Below are 18,777 nucleotides of genomic sequence, written 5' to 3'. Positions count from 1 at the left end.
ACTGCGCCGGGGCCGCGCGAAGGTTCAATCCATACACAGGTATTCGTTGAGCGAGACCGGACCGGCAGGCGAGTGGCCGCCGGTTTCGGTGTCTATTCGCCACCTTGTGGCCATGAGGAACGCCCGCGCCGTCGCAAGCGAGGTTATGGTCGGGACGCCGTGCTCGGCGAGCGTGCGGCGCAGCCTGAAGCCCCAGCGTGATGGGTCTTTGCCGACTGAAGCTGTCACAACGGCCAGGTCGACCTCGCCCTGCGAAACCCTGCGCAGCGCGGGTGATTCCATGATGCCGGCACCATTGGCCTTGTCGAGCCGCCGCACTGGTATGCCGCTGCGCTGGAGCCACTCCGCGGTGTGGTCGGTCGCCGCCAGGTGGAAACCCAGGCTGCGGAACCCCCTGGCGACGTCCTCCGCCGCGGACTTGTCCCTGTCCGCGATGGACAGCAGCACAGTCCCGCCACTGCGCACGGAATAACCCGCGGCGGACAGCGCGCCGTGCATCGCCTCGGGCAGCGTGGGCGCCATACCCATTACCTCGCCCGTGGACTTCATCTCGGGCCCGAGGCTGGACTCCACGCCCACCAGCTTCCCGAATGAAAACACGGGAGCTTTGACCGCGCAGCGCGCCGGCTCGCGGTATATGCCCGGGGTATATCCAAGACCCCGCAACGTGGCACCGAGTGAGACCGCGACGGCGATGTCCACGATTGGCAGGCCGGCTGCCTTACTCAGGAACGGGACCGTCCGGCTCGCCCTCGGGTTCGCCTCGATAACCATCACGCGTGCACCGTCGATGACGAACTGCACGTTTATGAGGCCCTTCACGCCCAGCGCGGCGGATATCCGCGAGGTGTAGTCCACGATGGCCTCGCGCTGCGTGGCGTCGAGCGATACCGGCGGGTAGACGGCGATGCTGTCGCCCGAGTGGATCCCGGCCTGTTCCACGTGCTCCATTATCCCACACACGAGCGTCTCGGTCCCGTCGCACACCGCGTCCACCTCGACCTCGCGTCCCTCGATGTAACGGTCGATCAACACCGGGTGCTCGGGCGTCACCTGGACCGCTGACGCGAGGTAAGTCGTGAGTTCGCTCTCGTTCCTCACGATCTCCATGGCGCGCCCTGCGATGACGAACGACGGCCGCACCAGCACCGGGTAGCCGGCGGACGAGGCGACCTCCCGCCCCTGTACCACCGAGAACGCGACGCCGCCCTGCGGCCTCGGGATTCCGAGCGACGCGAGCAGCGCGTCGAACTTCCCGCGGTCCTCAGCGGCATCTATGCTGCCCGCCTGCGTTCCGGCTATCGGAGCGCCGGCGGCGGAGAGCGGCCCGGCCAGGTTTATCGCGGTCTGTCCGCCGAACTGGACGAACACTCCGAGGGGCCTTTCCTTGACGACTATGTTCATCACGTCCTCGAACGTCACCGGCTCGAAATACAGCCTGTCGGAGATGTCGAAGTCCGTGCTGACAGTCTCGGGGTTGTTGTTCACCATGACCGTCCGGTATCCCATCTTGCGAAGCGCGATCGCCGCGTGCACGCAGCAATAGTCGAACTCGATCCCCTGGCCGATCTTGATCGGTCCCGAGCCGATTATCATCACGGTCGCGTCGCCCATCCGCGGGGCCTCGTCCTCCGCCCCGTACGTCGAATAGTAGTAAGGGGTGCGCGCCTCGAACTCACCGGCGCAGGTGTCCACCATTTTGTAGGCGGGGAGCAAGGGTAGACCCGCGATGCCCGCCGCGCCGGCGGACGCGCCGAGACGCATCGTCGTCACCTGCCCGTCCCGAAGCCCGGCCGCTCCGGCGATACGCCTGTCAGAAAAACCTGCGCGCTTGACGTCCAGCATGGAGCGGGGGACATTCGCCCGATCATCGCCTCCGGCGGCGGATCCCGTGAGTGCCTTACCCAGTGATCCGAGCCCCTGCTCGATCCTGACGAGCCGCTCGGTCTTCCTTACGAAGAACGGGTCGATTCCGCTCAGTTCGCTGATCTCTGCGATGCCCATCCCGCGGGCTATCGCCTCGGCCACCAGGAACAGGCGCTCGTGCGTGGGCACTCTCAGCCCGGCCACGATCTGGTCGAGCCCGAGCCCGGAGTACTGCGGTTGCCGGATGGCGTCCGACTTGAGGTCCAGTGACCGTATTGCCTTCATCAGCGCCGCCTCGAACGAGCGGTCGATCGCCATGGCCTCGCCCGTAGCCTTCATCTGTGTACCCAGCGAGCAGTCGGCGAGCGGGAATTTGTCGAACGGCCAGCGCGGGATCTTCAGTACGACGTAGTCGAGCGCCGGTTCGAAAAGCGCGCTGGTGCTGCCCGTGATGGGGTTGACAACCTCGTCGAGGCGGAGACCCGCGGCGATCTTGGCCGCGACCTTCGCGATGGGATAGCCAGTCGCTTTGGAGGCCAGGGCGCTCGACCTGCTCAGCCGGGGATTGACTTCGATGACGTAATACCGTGACCCGCGGGGGTCGAGCGCGAACTGGACGTTGCAGCCGCCCTCGATTCTGAGGTGGCCGATGATGGCCAGGGCGGCGTCGCGCAGCATCTGATAGTCCTCGTCCGAGAGCGTCTGGCTCGGCGCTACGACGATACTGTCGCCTGTGTGCACGCCCATGGGATCGACGTTCTCCATGTTGCACACGGTGATGCAGTTGCCCGCGCCGTCACGTACGACCTCGTACTCGATCTCCTTCCAGCCGAGCACCGTGCGTTCGAGGAGCAACTGCTTGACGGGACTCAATGCCAGGCCGCGCGAGGCGATCTCGGCCAGGTCGTGCTCGTTGAATGCTATCCCGCCGCCGGAGCCGCCGAGGGTGAACGCGGGCCTGACCACGACGGGGAGCGTGTGGGACCTGGCGAACTCGAGCGCCCCCGAAACGCTGGTTACGGGCTCGCTCTCGATCACGGGCTGACCGGCGGCGCGCATCGCCTCGCGGAACAACACGCGGTCCTCGGCCTTCCGGATGGCTTCAATGGGAGTGCCGAGGAGTCGCACCCCGTACCTGTCAAGGATGCCGGAATCGTGGAGCTCGACGGCGAGGTTGAGGCCGGTCTGTCCCCCGAGGGTTGGCAGGAGACCGCCCGGACGTTCCTTGCAGATTATGCGCTCGATGCTCTCGACGTTGAGTGGCTCGATGTAGACGACGTCCGCGACGGCCAGGTCGGTCATGATGGTTGCGGGGTTCGAATTGACGAGCACCACGCGGACGCCGATCTCGCGGAGCGCCCTGCACGCCTGGCTGCCGGCGTAGTCGAATTCGGCGGCCTGGCCTATGATGATGGGCCCCGACCCGATAACGAGGACCTTGGATACCTCAGGAAGCACGGGCATGCGGCGTGGACCCTCGCCCCGCGCCCGGCGAAATCATTTCGACGAACTGCCGGAACAGGCTGCTCGAGTCGTGTGGCCCCGGGCCGGCTTCTGGATGGTACTGCACGGACATCACCGGCTCCGAGGGGTGTGCCACGCCCTCTACGGTGCCGTCGGTCAGGTTCACCTGCGCCATCTCCAGTCCGGTGCCGTCCAGGGTGCCGGGGTCAACCGCGTAGCCATGATTCTGGCTGGTGATCCAGGCGTGGCCGGTCCGCAGGTCCTTTACGGGGTGGTTCGAGCCCCTGTGGCCGAACTTCATCTTGTAGGTCTCCGCCCCCGCGGCCAGCGCGAGCACCTGATGGCCGAGGCAGATGCCGAATAGCGGGAGTTTTCCGAGCAGGCTTCCGGCCGTCTTTGTCTGGCCGGCGGCATCTTTCGGGTCACCCGGCCCGTTCGAAAGCACGACCCCCTCGGGCTCGAGGGCAAGCACCTGCGGGGCAGTGTACCACGCGGGGACAACCACAAGTTCGCAGCCGGCATCCGCCAGCATCCTGATTATCCGCCTCTTGGCGCCGTAGTCTATCACGACGACCCGCGGGCCGTTTCCGGGTATCCTCATTTCCTTGCCGGATGTGACTCTCATGACGGCGTCGCGGAGATCGATGTTGTTCATCAGGCCGGTGGCGACGGCCGGTTCGAATCCGGCCCAGCCCTCAGCGGCAAGCACACCCTTCATCGTGCCGCGGTCGCGTATGCGCCGTGTGAGCGCGCGAGTGTCTGTGCCCGACATCGCCACCACGCTGTTGGCGGCAAGGTATTCGTGCAGCCCTTCCGCCGATTCCCAGTGGCTCGGCGAGCCGCACGCCTCGCTTACTACGAACCCTGCCACGTGCGGCCTGAACGACTGGCACCACCCGGGGTTCATGCCGTAATTCCCAATCAGGGGGTAAGTCATCACCACTATCTGCCCGTAGTAGGAGGGATCAGTCAGGATCTCCTGGTAACCCGTCATGCCGGTGTTGAAGACCACCTCGCCGGCGACACAGCCGGAATACCCGAGGCTCTCCCCCTCGTATATCGAACCGTCCTCCAGGATAAGCCTGGCCTTCATCTGGTCCCCTCCCGGTCTTCCGCGGGGCGCCCCCGGCCTCGCTCCGCGATGACGTACTATGAATAATTATACTTGTGATGTGTATAAAATTGCAAGGACTTTAAATTAAACTTTGGCGAATCCCTGCTGCCAGGAGTGCTAGTACACTAAAACTTCTTGCATAAACCTCATGGCTTTTGAGATATCTGACCATCGCCCGATTATGTCACCAATCCGCAGCCGTGCTCATATAAATACCGTGGAACCGGTTCCTACGCTCCAACCTGTTGACCATGATCCAGGCCCGTAACGCAGATGGAGAACGGAGGTGAACGCTGTGGAGGATATCAAGGTAAAGGAACTCGTTGATGCGGCGGTCAAGTTCGCACACAACGATGACGACAACGGCGGCGGGTGCTGTTGCTGCTGTTGTTGCTGTTGCTGCTGTTGCGAGGAGGACTAATGGTGATCGCGGGTGGGGGCGGCGAGCGGCCCCCACCAATCTCGTCCTCGGGCCAGTTCCCTGAGACAAGGAGGTGAAATCAGTGGACGAACTCAAGATTAAGGAGTTCGTTGATGCGGCGGTCAAGTTCGCGCACAACGATGACGACAATGGCGGCGGGTGCTGCTGTTGCTGCTGTTGTTGCTGCTGCTGCGAAGAGGACTAATCGCCGATCCATTACTGCGTAAGGTGGGGGCGTCCGTCGCCCCCTCCGCGGTTCATTCGGGCCCACGACAGCGGGCCCCCGATTACCATACTGAGGGGGATGGGGATGACAGATACAGGTGGACTCCCGTCCAAACCCAGGGTGCCCGGGTTCTTCAATGTGCTGCCCATGGAGGGAGACCGGATCCAGCTGAGGAGCGCGCACAGGACGGTCATCCTCAGCGGAAGCTCCGTGAAGGCGGTTGCGCGGCTCCTGGACCTGCTCGATGGGACGCGCGACGTGAGGCAGGTGCTTGCGTGCTTTCCCGAAATACCCGCGGTCGAGGTCCTGAGGACGCTGAGGATGCTATACGAGAGGCGGCTGATAGAGGATGCCGCCGTCCCGGCGCCCGGCGTGGCTCCTGAGACCCCCGCGGCCCCACCCGCTCCCGGCGGGGCGGGGAGGACCTTCTTCTCAATGGTGTTCGGCAACGGGCAGATCGCCCTCGACGTCCTCAAGGCGTCCAGGGTTGTGGTCTTCGGCCTGGGGCGAGTCGGTTCCCACGCGGTCGCGTCGCTGGCGCGGGCGGGGGTGGGCAATATGACGGTGGTCGACGACGGCGTGGTCGATCCCTCGTTACACGAGTGCGGCGGGCTGTACTCGCCGGCCGACACCGGCAGGCCGCGAGCGGAGGTGGCGTGCGAACGCATGGCCGCATCCGGCGCCTGCGCCAGGCCCGAACCGGCCCAGGTCGACCTGGCGAATATCGACCGGATATGCGCCTGCATCCGCGGGGCGGATCTCGTCCTGGTGTGCCAGGACCATCCGGCCGTCTCCATATACCGGGCGATAAATGCCGCTTCCCTCCGCGAGGGCGTGAGGTGGCTTCGCACCGCTCTCGACGGATTTGAAGCGCAACTGGGCCCCTCTGTACTCCCGCGGGACACGGCGTGTTACACCTGCTATGAGAAGCGCGTCAGGGGCAACTGGCCCCACTACGATGAGAACCTCGCCTTTGAGGAATACCTCGCGTCGGGGAACGCACCGGCCGACTACGGTTGCCTCACCCCCATCGCCGGGTTCCTCGGCCACGTTGCGTCGATCGAATGCCTCAAGCTGCTGACAGGATTCTCCTATCCCTCCACGAGCGGGAAGATGTGGGTATTCAACGTCAACACGTTCGAGGCCAAATCACATCCCATACTGAAGCTGCCCAGGTGCCCTTCTTGCGGGTCAAGCGCCGGGACCCCCGTCCAGGCGCAATGGGCGTTGTGAGGTGATCAACATGGCGCCTGTACCTGCACTTGAGGTCGCACCGGAGGCTGCCGGCCCCGAGCTGGAACGGGCGATGGAGAAAGGCATGCGCCTGGTCGACGAACGCACCGGAATCATCCAGCGGCTCTACGACCTCCCGCTCGAAACTAACGACCCGCGGTTCTTCCACGTAGCCTCGCCGCTGACCGATACCATGCCGTATTTCGGGGTGCGGTGTTTCCGCCAGAACGGCGGCTGCGCGTTGACGAGGCCCCGCGCGGTTATGGCCGCAATCGGTGAATCGGTGGAGCGGTACTGCGGGGGGCTCCCCGACCCTGACCGTTTCGTCGAGGCCACGCCCAACGAGATGGGGCGCGACGGTGTGGCGCCGTGGGAACTGACGATGTTTTCGGAGAGCCAGTACGCGGACGAGAGGTTTCCGCTGTCGCGCCCAACCGGAGAAACCGTGTTCCGCTGGATGAAGGGGAGGTCCCTGACGCGGGACGCCGAGGTGCACGTTCCCGCCTGCTTTGTGTACGTCCCGTACCCGTGGAGGGACAGGAACGAGGCGGTCACGGCGCCGATCTCCACGGGGCTGGCGTGCGGCGGGTCATACGAGCACGCCGTGTTGCGTGGGATCTATGAAGTGGTTGAGCGGGACTCATTCTCGATAACCTGGTTGAACCGGATGCCCGTGCCGCGCCTGCTGCTGGACCATGTCGAGAACCCTTCGCTGGCGGCGGTCATTGACAGGTTCGCCGAGGCGTCCATCGACGTCAACGTCAACCTGGCAACCACGGACCTCGGGATCCCGGTCGTGATCACCCTTTCCCTGGACCGGACGGGGGCGGGGCCCGAGTGCGTGATAGCCGCGAGGGCTGACTTCGACCTGGAGCACTGCATCATGCGCTCGCTCGAGGAGACGGCCCAGACGAGGCTGTGGGCGCGCAAGCTCCTGCGTGACACGCCAGATTTCGAACCCCAGCCCGGCTACACCGGTATCACGAAGGGGCAGGACCACGTGCGCCTGTTCGCGTCGCGCGGAATGTCGCGGCACGTGCAGTTCCTGACGCAAGTCACTGCAGAAGCGCGACTGAGTTCGCTGGACCAGGTTCCCGCCGAGCCGGTAAGCGCAAGGATATGGCGCTGCGTGGACGCGCTCGCCGCGAAAGGGCACGAGGTCATAGCCGTGGACGTCACCACACCCGACATCGCCGAGGTGGGTTTCAGCGTGGTCCGCATAGTGATACCCGGACTGCATCCACTCGAAATGGACCACAACTGGAGGAAGCTCGGAGGCCGCCGGTTGTACGAAGTTCCGTACCGGCTCGGTTACAGCGACCACGTGGCGACGGAGGCGGAGATGAACCCCATCCCGCACCCATTTCCTTGAACGGAGGTCGACGGCATTGCGGGAAGAAGCGAGTTTCTCCATTTCCGAGGTGTACCACGAGAACACGAAAGAGCGCGTCCGCGTCGCCCCGCTCATGCTCGACCTGTCGCCTCAGCGGGGGATGTGGTACCGTGCGTTCAAGAAATACCCCCACTGCTGCAGGGTCGTCCTCGAAAAGCCGTCGCCCCTGCCGTCGCCGGGACTGGAGGAAGCCGTTTTCAGGCGCCGGTCCATCCGGGACTATTCCGGTCAGCCGCTTTCGCTGGACGAATTCGGCCGCGTGCTGTTCTTCAGCGGGGGGATAACCGGGAAGATCGTGTCCGGCGACGTGACGATCCCGCTTCGCGCGTCGGCTTCCGCGGGGGCGCTGTATCCGATCGAGCTGTACCCGGTGGTGGTCGCCGTGGACAGCCTCGAACCCGGGGTCTACCACTACGACGTCGAGGGGAACGCCCTCGAACTCCTTCGGCCCGGGCACTACCGGAACCATCTTTTCGAGGACTGCCACCGTCAAGACATGATCTTGAACGCCTCGGCAATCATCGTAATGACAGCGATGTTCGCGCGCACCAAGATCAAATACGGTGAACGCGGTTACCGCTACATCCTCCTCGACGCCGGCCATCTGGCGCAGAACATCTACCTCGAGTGCACGGCCCTGGGGTTGGGTTGCGCCACAGTCGGCGGCTTCATGGACGACAACGTCAACAGGTTGATCGGCGTCGACGGGCTCCAGGAATCCGCGGTGTATATCGCGGTGATAGGCAAGACGGCGCCCGGCGCAGGCAGGCGCGGGTGTTCGGACGCCATCTGCGCCGAACCGGGGTTGCCCGAAGGGTAGTGGAAACCGGGGGCGACGAGCCCCCGGTCTTCTTTACGTGCCCAATCTGCGGCGCAGGTTCGTGCAGGTCCTTACGTACGCCGGCGTCAGTGGGGCGCCGATACCACGAAGTTGATGACGAACAGTGCCGCGAGCACCCACATCACGGGGCTGACCTCGCGACTGCGGCCGGAGATCGCCTTGACCACGACGTATCCAAGGATCGCCCAGATCAGGCCGTTGGCGATGCTGTAGGTCAGGGGCATCATGACGATCGCCAGGAAGGCGGGAAGCGCCTCGGTCACGTCGGAGAGGTCTATCTTCAGCACCGGCTCCATCATGAGTAGCCCGACGATGATGAGCGCGGGCGCCGTGGCCTGCGGCGGGATCACGCCCGCCAGCGGCCAGATGAACAATGACAGCATGAACAGCACACCGGTCACGACCGCCGTGAGTCCCGTCTTTCCTCCCTCGGCGACGCCTGCGGCGCTTTCGACGTAGGTGGTGACGGTGCTGGTGCCCGCAGCTGCGCCGACGACGGTGCCGACGGCGTCGGTCACGAGACCCTTGCCGGCGCCGGGGAACGAACCGGATTCATCGATGATCCCAATCTTCGAGGCCAGACCGATGAACGTGCCGACCGTGTCGAACATGTCGACGAACGTGAAGGTAAACACGATGGAGATCAGGCCCCAGCCCAGCGCCCCCGCGATGTCCATCTGGCCGAACGTCCTGGAGAGGATGTCCCACGAAGGCGGCGCAATGATCTGGGACGGCAGTTTGGTGAGCATCGCGCCCTTGCCGTCGGGGATGAAGATACCCGTCAGGGTCGTAGCCACGATTCCCCAGAGGAGCGCGCCGCGCACCTTCTTCGCCATCAGTAGGGCGGTGAGCACCAGGCCGAACAATGTCAGCAGGACGCCGGGGGAAGTGACGTTCCCGAGCGCGACCTTGGTAGCGGGGTTCGACACGACGATCTCCGCCTCGGCGAGGCCGATGAACGCGATAAACAACCCGATACCCACGCTTACGGCGAGCTTGATGTTCATTGGGATCCCCTTGACTATCTGCTCGCGTACCGGCAGGAGGGACAGGATCAGGAATATGATGCCGTCGATGAACACGGCCCCGAGCGCTACCTGCCAGGACAGGCCCATGCCCTTGACGACGGTGAACGCGAAGTAAGCGTTCAGCCCCATGCCGGGCGCCAGCGCGAACGGTAGCCCGGCGTAGACGCCCATCATAATCGTGGCGACACCGGCGCCTATCGCCGTGGCCATCAGAACAGCCTGCTTGTCCATACCGGCGGCGCCGAGTATATTCGGGTTCACGAACAGGATGTACGCCATCGTCATGAACGTCGTAACGCCGGCGATGATTTCGGTAGATACGGATGAGTTCTTGGCAGTCACCCCGAATCGCCTATCAAGGAAACTCCAAAATCCCTCCATTGTTCACATCCCTCCGTATGTTTTGACTGAGTCCGGCCCGTTCGTTTGGCCGCTTGCCCTTCATCAAGTTCGGCGAATCTTGTCGCGTTCCTCCCGGTTTCCACCGCGAAATACGAAGGACGGCGTGGCTGCCGCCCGCCGCCCCCTGCCCATGGACTGTAAGGCGCTACTTACCCCTGTCGCAATAGAGCACTCCTGCTTTCGCGTATTCCTCCTGCGCCATGTCGCGGAAGATGATCGACACGGTCTCCGGCGCGGCTCCATAGACCCGTACCAGCGAATCGGTGATCTCCTTCGCGAGGGCCCTTCTCTGATCGAGGGTCCTGCCCTTCAACGCGCTGATCTCGATTATCGGCACGCTCATCACCTCCCCACGGAAATATGGCGTTCGCCCCGGAAGCAGCCAATTCCTTCCTGTTACGAGAGGCCTGCCGGTGACCCGCGGGCGGCGCGGAGGGAGAGGTCAGGGTCTGGTCCCGGCCATCATCAGCCCGAGGGCGTTGATGTCGACGCGGTCGTTGGAGACGACGCTGACGATCCTGCCCTCGTAGATGACGGCGATCCTGTCGCTCAGGGCGAGGATCTCGTCGAGGTCCGTCGAGATGAGGAGTACGGCGGCGCCCGCGTCCCGCTGCTCCATGATCTTGCGATGCACGTATTCCGTCGCCCCCACGTCCAGTCCCCGTGTGGGGTGGGCGGCGATTAGCAGGTCGATGTCCCTCGAGAGCTCGCGGGCCAGGACGACCTTCTGCTGGTTCCCGCCCGACAGGTTTTTCGCGGGCAGTTCCTCGTGGGGCGTCCGAACGTCGAACTCGTCGATGAGCCGCCTCGCGTCCTGCCTGGCGTACGCCCAGTCGACGAAGTGCCCGCGGCAGAGCGGTTGGCGGTAGTACGTTTGCAACGCCAGGTTCTCTGTGAGGGTCATGCTCAGCACGAGACCCCTCGCGTGCCTGTCGGCGGGGATGTGGGCGACCCCCATCTCTGTGATACGGCGCGGTGGCCAGTTCGTGACGCTGGTATCCTTGAGGAACACCGAACCCCCGCACGCGGGTCTGAGTCCCGTTATGACCTCCACCAGCTCGTGCTGGCCGTTTCCGTCCACGCCGGCGATACCGAGGATCTCGCCGCCGTTTACGTCGAGAGACATGCCCTTCAGGGCTTTGACCCCGACGTCGGCCATCGCTTCGAGGCGGTCGAGTCTCAGCACCACCCCGCCGGCCGGCGCGGGCCGGCGCGGGAGCTCGGACAGGACGTCCCGGCCCACCATCATCCTGGCGAGGTCTTCCTTCGCGGTGTCGTCCTTGCGGACGGTCCCGACGGTGTGTCCCTGTCTCAGCACCGTTATCCTGTCGCAGATGGCCATGACCTCGTTGAGCTTGTGGCTTATGAAGATTACCGTGTGGCCTTCGTCCGTCAGCCGCCTGATGACCTCGAACAACTCCCCGGTTTCCTGCGGGGTGAGCACGGCCGTAGGCTCGTCCAGTATGAGGATGTCGGCCCCACGGTACAGGGCCTTGATGATCTCAATCCTCTGCTGTTCGCCGACGGATAGGTCCCTTATCCTGGCTTCCGGGTCTATCCTGAAGTGGTACTGGTCGGACAACTCCCTGACCCGCATGGCCGCCGCCTTCAGGTTGAGGAACGCCCCACCCGCCACCCCGGCCCGCCTGCCCGGCGCCGCGGTCCCACGCGGCATCCCCAGGACTATGTTCTCGACGACCGTGAGGGCGGGGATCAGCATGAAGTGCTGGTGTACCATGCCGACCCCTTGCGCTATGGCGGTCCTGGGGGAGTCGATCACGACCCTGGAACCCCGCAGGAGGATTTCCCCGCTCGTGGGCTGGTACAGGCCGTAGAGGATGTTCATCAGCGTGGTCTTGCCCGCCCCGTTCTCCCCGAGCAGTGCGTGCACTTCGCCCTGCTCTACCTCGAAGCACGCGCCGTCGTTGGCGAGCACGCCGGGGAACTGCTTCGTTATGTCGTTCATCCGCAGAACTGTGGCCATGTATCTCGGGTTCCTCCACTCCCTGCCTGCACGCGCGTATTACGTCCGGCGCGCCCGCTCCGGCTGCGCTCGAGCCCGCCCGGCGGGGGCGGGAGCCGCATTACTGCGGCGCCGCCCCCACCGTCCTGCGCAAACCCGCGCCGGCGGACTTACTTGAGCTTCGCCGGGTCGAGCTTGCCGCTCTTGACGTCCTCGACTATCTGGTTCATCCTGTCCTTCACGGCCTTGTCGACCTTGTCCTCCCAGTTGTGCCACGGGGCGAGGCCGACAGTGCCCTCCTTGATGCCGTAGTTGACCGACACGGCCTTGAACTTGCCTGCTACGATGTCCTTGGTGATGAGCACGTACGCCTTGGACAGATCGCTAAGACCTGAGTTCACGACCACCTCGGGCGCGACGGAATTCTGGTCGCTGATCGCGCCGAGGCACTTGACCTTCTTCTGCTTGGCCGCCTCGATTACGCCGAGACCGGCGGCGTCCGCGTCGTGGTTGATGACGTCGGCGCCGTTCTGGATCATCTGCAGGGCAAGCTGCTTGCCCTTGGCCGCGTCGTCGAAGTTGCCGATGTAAGTCACGAGCACCTTAACTTTCGGGTCGATGTACTTGGCGCCGGCCTTGAAACCGTCCATGAACGCCTTGAGCGACGGGATTTCCATCCCGCCTACGGAACCGATCGTCTTGGACTTGGTCAGCAAAGCGGCCAGGGCGCCGGTCAGGAATCCCTGTTCGTAGTTGCTGTTGCCGAGCGACGCCACGTTCGGCTCCTGCGAGATGTCCGTGCTGGTTATGATGAATTTCGTGTTCGGGAACTCCTTGGCGACCTTCTTGGCGGGGTCGCCGAACTGGAAGCCGTGCCCGAAAACCACGTCGAACCCCTTGCTCGCGTAACCTCGAAACACCTCTTCAAAATCCGATGGGGCGACCTTCTCGGAATACGCGATCTCTGCGCCGAGCTGGTCCTTGATCCCCTGGAGGCCTGCGTATGCCGTCGCGTTCCAGCCCTGGTCATTGATCGGACCCGGCGTGAGCAGAGCCACCTTCAACTTCTTCGGCTCGGGCTTGGGCGGTTCAGCCGGCTTGGGCTGTTCGGCTGGTTTTGGCGGCTCGGCCGGCTTCTGCTGGGTCCCGCCGCAGCCGGGGACCAGCGTCACGACCAGTAGGCACAATACGATCAATACACTCATCTTCTTGACCAACTCTTTATACCCCCTGTGTTCAGTGTGTTTTTGGCCCTGAAGTCGGAATGCCACCTCCTTCCGCGTTATTCCTTACTGTAAGGGAGACCGGATGAAGCGGGAGGCACGGCTTTCCCCACGAACCCGGCGAGCACGGCCACCGTCAACACGTAGGGAATCATCAGCATGAACTGGTAGGGGATGGCGCTGCCGAGCGCCTGGAAGCGGTCGGCCAGAGCGTCGCCGGCTCCGAACAACAGGGCTGCAAGCAGCGCCCCAACTGGCGAATACCTGCCGAATATCACCGCCGCGACCGCGATGAACCCGCGGCCGGCGACCATGTTCTCCGTGAAGAACGAGAGGATACCCAGGGAAAGGTACGAACCGGCCAGGCCCGCGAGACAGCAGCTCCCGATCACCGTAAGGGACCGTATCCTCCAGACGTTTATGCCGACAGTGTCCGCCGCTCGCGGGTGTTCTCCAACCGAACGCACGGCCAGCCCGGAGCACGTGTTGAACAACATTGCGTGCGCAACTGGCACCAGGAGGAAGGCGAGGTAAACGGGTGCCATGTGGTCGAATAGCGCGGGGCCGACCACGGGTATGTCCGCGAGCACGGGTATCCGGATGGATTCGAACGTGTCTATCACGGGGATCGCCTTTCCTACCCCGAAAAGCAACCTGTGCAGCGTGGTAGTGAGGCCGAGCCCCAGGATGTTGATCGCGGTCCCCGTCACGACCTGATCCGCTCCGAGCTCGACGACGAAGTACGCGAATACGGCCCCGATTAGCCCGCCACAAACCATGGCGGCAAGCGCGCCCCAGGTGGCCGACCCCAGGTAGTGCGAGCCGGCCACGCCAACCAGGGCGCCGGTAAGCATCACGCCCTCGACGCCGATATTGACGACGCCGGCGCGCTCGCTGAAAACCAGCCCTGTGGCGGCGATAAGTATCGGCGTTGCGGACTTGATGATCGTGGCCAGGAAGTCCCCGATCATTGCGGCTGTGCCTGGACTATCCACGTGGTCCACCCCCCTGCGCCGGGCGCGTGCCCGCGGCCAGGCCCTTCCAGGTCTGCCGCAGCAGGGTACGGAGCCGCTCCCGTCCACCAGGGCGGGACGCTATCTGCGCCACGACCATCAGGATGACCAGCGCCTGGATCACGTTGATCAGGGCGATCGGGACGCCGACCATCATCTGCATCATGTTGCCGCCGCTCCGCAGGATTCCGAAGAGTACCGCCGCCAAAGCGATACCTGCCGGAGTCGTCAGCCCGAGCAGGGCGACGGCGATCCCGTCAAAGCCGTATCCGGGTGAAAACGCCTGCATGAGGCGTTGCTGTATCCCCAGGATTTCCCCCGCGCCGGCGACGCCGGCCATTCCGCCGGCCACGAACATCGCGAGCATCATGCTCGACGCGGGTCTCATCCCGGCGTACCGCGCGGCCCCGGGGTTCTGGCCGACGACCCGCAACTCGAACCCCTCACGCGTCTTCCAGAGGAATACGTAGTAGAACACCACGGCAGCGACGGCCACGATGAATCCCAGGTGAAGACGGGTGCCCGGCAGGATCCTGGGCAGGACCGCGCTCGCGGCCACCGGCTCAGTGTGCGGGGAACTGCCGGGTGGGGCCTTTAGCGGTCCCGTCACGAGGTAGCTGACAAAATAGATGGCGACGTAGTTCAGCATGACGGTTGTGATGATCTCGTTGGCGCCGAACCTGGTCTTCAGCCAGCCGGGGATGAGACCCCACAGCCCGCCGCCGGAGAAACCGGCCGCGACGGCCAACGGCAGGTGGATGGCTGTGGGGAGTCCCTTTACGAACACGCCGGCGCAAGTCGCCGCCAGCGCGCCCATGTAAAGCTGCCCCTCGCCGCCGATGTTGACGAGGCCGCACCGGAAAGCCACCGCGAAACTCAGCCCGGTCAGCATGAGCGGCGCCGCCTTTACCAGCGTTTCTCCGATCGCGTTCTTGCTGCCCACCGACCCCGCGAGCAACGCCTGGTAGGCAGCCACTGGGCTTATCCCCATCGCCTTGATTACGAAGGCCCCGATGGCGAGCGCAAATACTACAGCCGAGAGCGGCCCGAACAACACGCGACCATACCCCACCAGCCGCCTGGTCGCGGCCGTCCCGCTGGTATCCGTCTTGCGTGCGGTTCCTTTGGTTCCCGTCGTTCCCGGCATAAGTCGTTCATCAGCCCTTTTCAAAAGGTGCAGCCGTGTGCGATCTCGCGAGGGATCGCGCGGTTCCCGTGCTTCAACAGGTCTACCACAAGCCAGCTCAGTAGCGGCGTCACTACGACCGTGCTCTTGAACCCGGCGCACACGGCCAGCCCGTCGAGCTTTCGAGACATGCCCAGCACCGGCCGGTGGTCGGAGGTAAACGGGGCGAACGTCCGCCACGTGCGAATCACGTTTGCCTGCGCGATCGTGGGGAAGAAACGCAAGACCTCCCGCGCTATTGCGCGCGGAGCAAAATGCGTATTTCGCCGTCTTTCGTCCTCCGCCGCCGGCAGGGCGTCGCCTCGCATCTTCACCGTCGCCTCACCGACCAGCATGTTACCGGACCTGGTCTGCGTGCAGCAGGCTGAGACCGCCTGCCCCGTCGAATGCGCCGTCTCGAAGAAAGATGCCAGGCAGAAGTAACCGCTCACGATGCGCGGGAGGCTTTCGGTGATGAGCGCCTCGCCCATCACGAACTCGACCGGCAGTTCGAGCCCGGCCTTCTTACCTACCGCGTGCGACCACGCGCCCGCGCACAGTACGGCGGCGCCGCACCGGACCCTGCCCCGCGAGGTGATTACCCCGGCCAGCCGCCCACCCGAGACATCGAAACCTTCGACACTGCAATCCTCGAGTGCCTTGACACCCATTTCGACCGACCGTGCGGCGAGCGCCATCGTGTACAACATCGGATTCAGCTGGCCCTCGTTTGGCGAGTAGCTCGCGCCGCAAACCCAGCCGGCATCGAGATAGGGTTCCACCACCCGGGCATCGTCGCTCCCAAGGAGGCGGACGTCGAGACCCTGCCGGCATTTGGGCTGCTGCGCCTCCACCAGCGCATCCCACTCGGCGGGCGTCTGAGCGACCATCAGCGCCCCTGACGGTTCGTATTCCACGTCGAAGCCCAGCCCGGCCAAGAACGACGGGAACATCGCGGCGCTTCTCATCGCGAGGTCGAGTGGTGCCCCGGATTCGGAATCCTGGATCTGGATTCTCCCAAAGTTCGCCGAGGACGCGCCGGAGCACACTTTCCCCTTGTCGATGAGGGCTACGTGGTATCCCGCGCGGGACAGCCCGTACGTGACCGCGCACCCGATAAGTCCTGCCCCGATGACTACCACATCCACTTCCAGGTCCAGCGCCGGACCGGCCGCCGGATGAGCGGCAATGCCTCCGCCGAGGCGCGACGTGGTCACCAAAGTCTACCCCAGATCCTTTCTTATCATGGAAAGAGCCGTCACACAGGGGTTGAAGTAAACTGTGGCGTACGCGACCTTCTCGTCAGAGAGGTTGAAATACACCTCGTTCCACCTGATGACGGGCATGTCTTGCGCGATCTTGAACAGTATCCGCAGCCTCGGCGACGGCATCGTGGCCCCCATAATGATCGCGGACTGCACGCTCTCGTCCCCACAGTACTTGAAGAGGAACTCCGGCAGGCTCCGCTCGATCACGGCGGGATCCGGTTCCCCCTGCAAGCGGGCGCGGGGGACATACATGTCAGCGAGTATGGCAGCCTCGGCGCCGGCGAGATAAGTCCAGGTGACTTTGAGGAATTCGCCCGTTTCGCCAGTGCACTCGGGCGCATTCACCACGGAGAATGGATCCTGCCGGACGGCCACCTGGTGTCCCGCGCGCGAGAGGAGGTCGACGAAATCGTATACCAGGTCTATCCTCATGGGGTAGTCGAGTGCGCTGCGGTGAAAGAAGTTCCCCAGACCCGGCCGCTTGCTGACGATGCCTTCGCGACTGAGGGCTACGAGCGCCTCCCTCACAGTGCCGCGGCTGACGCACATGGTGCGGATGAGACCTTCTTCGGAAGGGAGCTGGTTCGAGTCGTCCGACGAGTCGTGTATGAGTCGGATTAGGTTCTCCTTCGTCTTCACGTAAAGCGGGGAGGTCTTTACCCTGTACTGCATACGTCCATCTCCTTCGCGACCCGTTACGAACGGAGAGGTGTCGCGAGGCTGCACTGTGAGTGCGCACGCCAGTATACCAATCAGATCATCGGATTGGCCCTGTTATTCTATAGGAAGGAGTCGATTCCTGCACGTCGTGTCAGGTAAGGGATCACGGGGTGAGAACCGGAAGGTACTGGTGAATGGTGCGGAGAACGATCCCCCCACCGGCATTGACGCCGGGAACTCGCCCGAAGGGAGCGTCACTCATGAGTTCACGACTGTCAAAAAGAGCCACCGCGCTTAGCCCGTCGCCGACGCTGGCGCTCGACGCCAGGGCCAAGGAGATGCAGAAGCAGGGCATTGACGTGGTCAACTTCGGCATCGGTGAGCCTGACTTCGACACGCCCGCCCATATCAAGGAATCGGGCATTCAGGCCATACAGGAGGGGTTCACGAAGTATACGCCGGCGGCCGGCATCCCGGAGCTGAAGGAGGCCGTCTGCAAGAAACTCAAGGAAGACAACGGCCTCGACTACGAGCCGGCGCAGGTCGTGGTGTCCGTCGGCGCGAAACACGCGATATACAACGCCGTGCAGGCGCTGTGCGACGACGGCGACGAGGTGATCGTCCCGGCGCCGTACTGGGTGAGCTACACGGAGATCGTGAAGCTGTCCGGCGGCAAGCCTGTGGAGGTCGTGACCAGTGAGGCGAGCGGTTTCAAGATGACCGCGGCGCAGCTCGAGGCCGCCGTAACCCCGAAAACCAGGATGCTGATACTAAACAGCCCGTCCAATCCCACGGGGGCGGTGTACGACGAGGCCGAACTCAGGGCGCTGGGCGAGGTGTGCGCGAAGCACGGCATATACATCATTTCGGATGAGATATACGAGAAGCTCGTGTACGGCGGGACGAAGCACGTCAGCGTAGCGTCGTTCGACAAGACGCTCAAGGACCTCACCGTCGTAATCAACGGCGTATCCAAGGCGTTCGCGATGACCGGCTGGCGCATAGGATACGCGGCCGCGGCGAAAGATATTGCGAAGGCCATGGGTGATTTCCAGAGCCAGGTAACGTCCAATCCGGCGTCCATGGCGCAGAAAGCCGCCGTGTCGGCGCTGCTCGGCCCGAAGGAACCGGTGTTCGCCATGGTCAAGGCGTTCGAGAAGCGGCGCGACTTCGTGGTCAAGCGGCTAAACTCGATGAAGGGCGTGAAATGCTACACGCCGGGGGGCGCGTTCTACGTATACCCGAACCTGTCGAGCTACATCGGGAAACGCGCCGGCGGCTGCACCTGCTGCGGCGGGACCCTGATGAAGGACTCGGCCGCGCTCGCCGACCTCATCCTGCAGGAAGCCCGCGTGGCGGTTGTCCCCGGGACCGCTTTCGGCATGGACGGATACGTCCGCATATCGTATGCAACCTCGATGGAGAACCTTGAGAAGGGGCTCGACCGCATCGAGACGTTCCTGAAAGGCATCAAGGGCTGAACCTGAGGCTCGGTGA

Annotated in this window: 14 protein-coding genes; 4 read left to right on the top strand and 10 right to left on the bottom strand. The window is 64.0% G+C overall.

What is annotated here, in order from left to right; translation table 11 throughout:
• Positions 1–24: 24 nt before the first annotated feature.
• A complete protein-coding gene (gene carB, locus HPY55_01540) occupies positions 25–3,330 on the bottom strand; it encodes a carbamoyl-phosphate synthase large subunit (protein NPV69311.1) in 3,306 nt (1,101 codons plus the stop codon).
• Entirely contained in the window at positions 3,314–4,423 is a 1,110-nt protein-coding gene (gene carA / locus HPY55_01535; protein ID NPV69310.1) for a glutamine-hydrolyzing carbamoyl-phosphate synthase small subunit, read from the bottom strand. Before carA ends, carB begins: the two co-directional genes overlap by 17 nt.
• Positions 4,424–5,175: 752 nt before the next feature.
• Between carA and HPY55_01530 the strand changes: the two genes are divergently transcribed.
• From HPY55_01530 to HPY55_01520, 3 genes are all read left to right on the top strand, one after another.
• A complete protein-coding gene (locus HPY55_01530; GenBank protein ID NPV69309.1) occupies positions 5,176–6,324 on the top strand; it encodes a TOMM precursor leader peptide-binding protein in 1,149 nt (382 codons plus the stop codon).
• Between the two features lie 10 nt (positions 6,325–6,334).
• The gene (locus HPY55_01525; protein NPV69308.1) at positions 6,335–7,696 is read left to right on the top strand and encodes a YcaO-like family protein; all 1,362 of its coding nucleotides are present in this window, start codon (positions 6,335–6,337) and stop codon (positions 7,694–7,696) included.
• Between the two features lie 121 nt (positions 7,697–7,817).
• The gene (locus tag HPY55_01520; GenBank protein ID NPV69307.1) at positions 7,818–8,537 is read left to right on the top strand and encodes a SagB/ThcOx family dehydrogenase; all 720 of its coding nucleotides are present in this window, start codon (positions 7,818–7,820) and stop codon (positions 8,535–8,537) included.
• An 86-nt stretch (positions 8,538–8,623) separates the two neighbouring features.
• Here HPY55_01520 and HPY55_01515 read toward each other — a convergent pair whose 3' ends face one another.
• From HPY55_01515 to HPY55_01480, 8 genes are all read right to left on the bottom strand, one after another.
• Positions 8,624–9,967, bottom strand: coding sequence for an NCS2 family permease (locus HPY55_01515; GenBank protein ID NPV69306.1), 1,344 nt, complete (start codon positions 9,965–9,967; stop codon positions 8,624–8,626).
• 166 nt (positions 9,968–10,133) lie between these two features.
• Positions 10,134–10,325, bottom strand: a complete 192-nt coding sequence (locus tag HPY55_01510; GenBank protein ID NPV69305.1) for a 4-oxalocrotonate tautomerase — start codon at positions 10,323–10,325, stop codon at positions 10,134–10,136.
• A 105-nt stretch (positions 10,326–10,430) separates the two neighbouring features.
• The gene (locus HPY55_01505; GenBank protein NPV69304.1) at positions 10,431–11,972 is read right to left on the bottom strand and encodes an ABC transporter ATP-binding protein; all 1,542 of its coding nucleotides are present in this window, start codon (positions 11,970–11,972) and stop codon (positions 10,431–10,433) included.
• 149 nt (positions 11,973–12,121) lie between these two features.
• Positions 12,122–13,168 carry a BMP family protein gene (locus HPY55_01500; protein NPV69303.1) on the bottom strand — a complete coding sequence of 349 codons (1,047 nt, stop codon included), beginning with the start codon at positions 13,166–13,168 and terminating at the stop codon, positions 12,122–12,124.
• 65 nt (positions 13,169–13,233) lie between these two features.
• Positions 13,234–14,145 carry an ABC transporter permease gene (locus HPY55_01495; protein ID NPV69302.1) on the bottom strand — a complete coding sequence of 304 codons (912 nt, stop codon included), beginning with the start codon at positions 14,143–14,145 and terminating at the stop codon, positions 13,234–13,236.
• A gap of 16 nt (positions 14,146–14,161) precedes the next feature.
• Positions 14,162–15,178 (bottom strand): ABC transporter permease, encoded by a 1,017-nt coding sequence (locus HPY55_01490; protein NPV69301.1) that lies wholly within the window; start codon positions 15,176–15,178, stop codon positions 14,162–14,164.
• Positions 15,179–15,354: 176 nt separating this feature from the next.
• A complete protein-coding gene (locus HPY55_01485) occupies positions 15,355–16,569 on the bottom strand; it encodes an FAD-binding oxidoreductase (protein ID NPV69300.1) in 1,215 nt (404 codons plus the stop codon).
• 6 nt (positions 16,570–16,575) lie between these two features.
• Positions 16,576–17,292: a GntR family transcriptional regulator gene (locus HPY55_01480; GenBank protein ID NPV69299.1), complete on the bottom strand. Its 717-nt coding sequence runs from the start codon at positions 17,290–17,292 to the stop codon at positions 16,576–16,578.
• Positions 17,293–17,540: 248 nt separating this feature from the next.
• Here HPY55_01480 and HPY55_01475 point away from each other — a divergent pair, with 248 nt between their 5' ends.
• A complete protein-coding gene (locus tag HPY55_01475) occupies positions 17,541–18,761 on the top strand; it encodes a pyridoxal phosphate-dependent aminotransferase (protein ID NPV69298.1) in 1,221 nt (406 codons plus the stop codon).
• Positions 18,762–18,777: the final 16 nt, after the last annotated feature.

Source organism: Bacillota bacterium (genome assembly GCA_013178305.1).
Taxonomy (GTDB): domain Bacteria; phylum Bacillota; class Sulfobacillia; order JABLXB01; family JABLXB01; genus JABLXB01.
The sequence above is the reverse complement of the archived record's forward strand: the minus strand, read 5'-3'. Positions and strand labels throughout refer to the sequence as shown.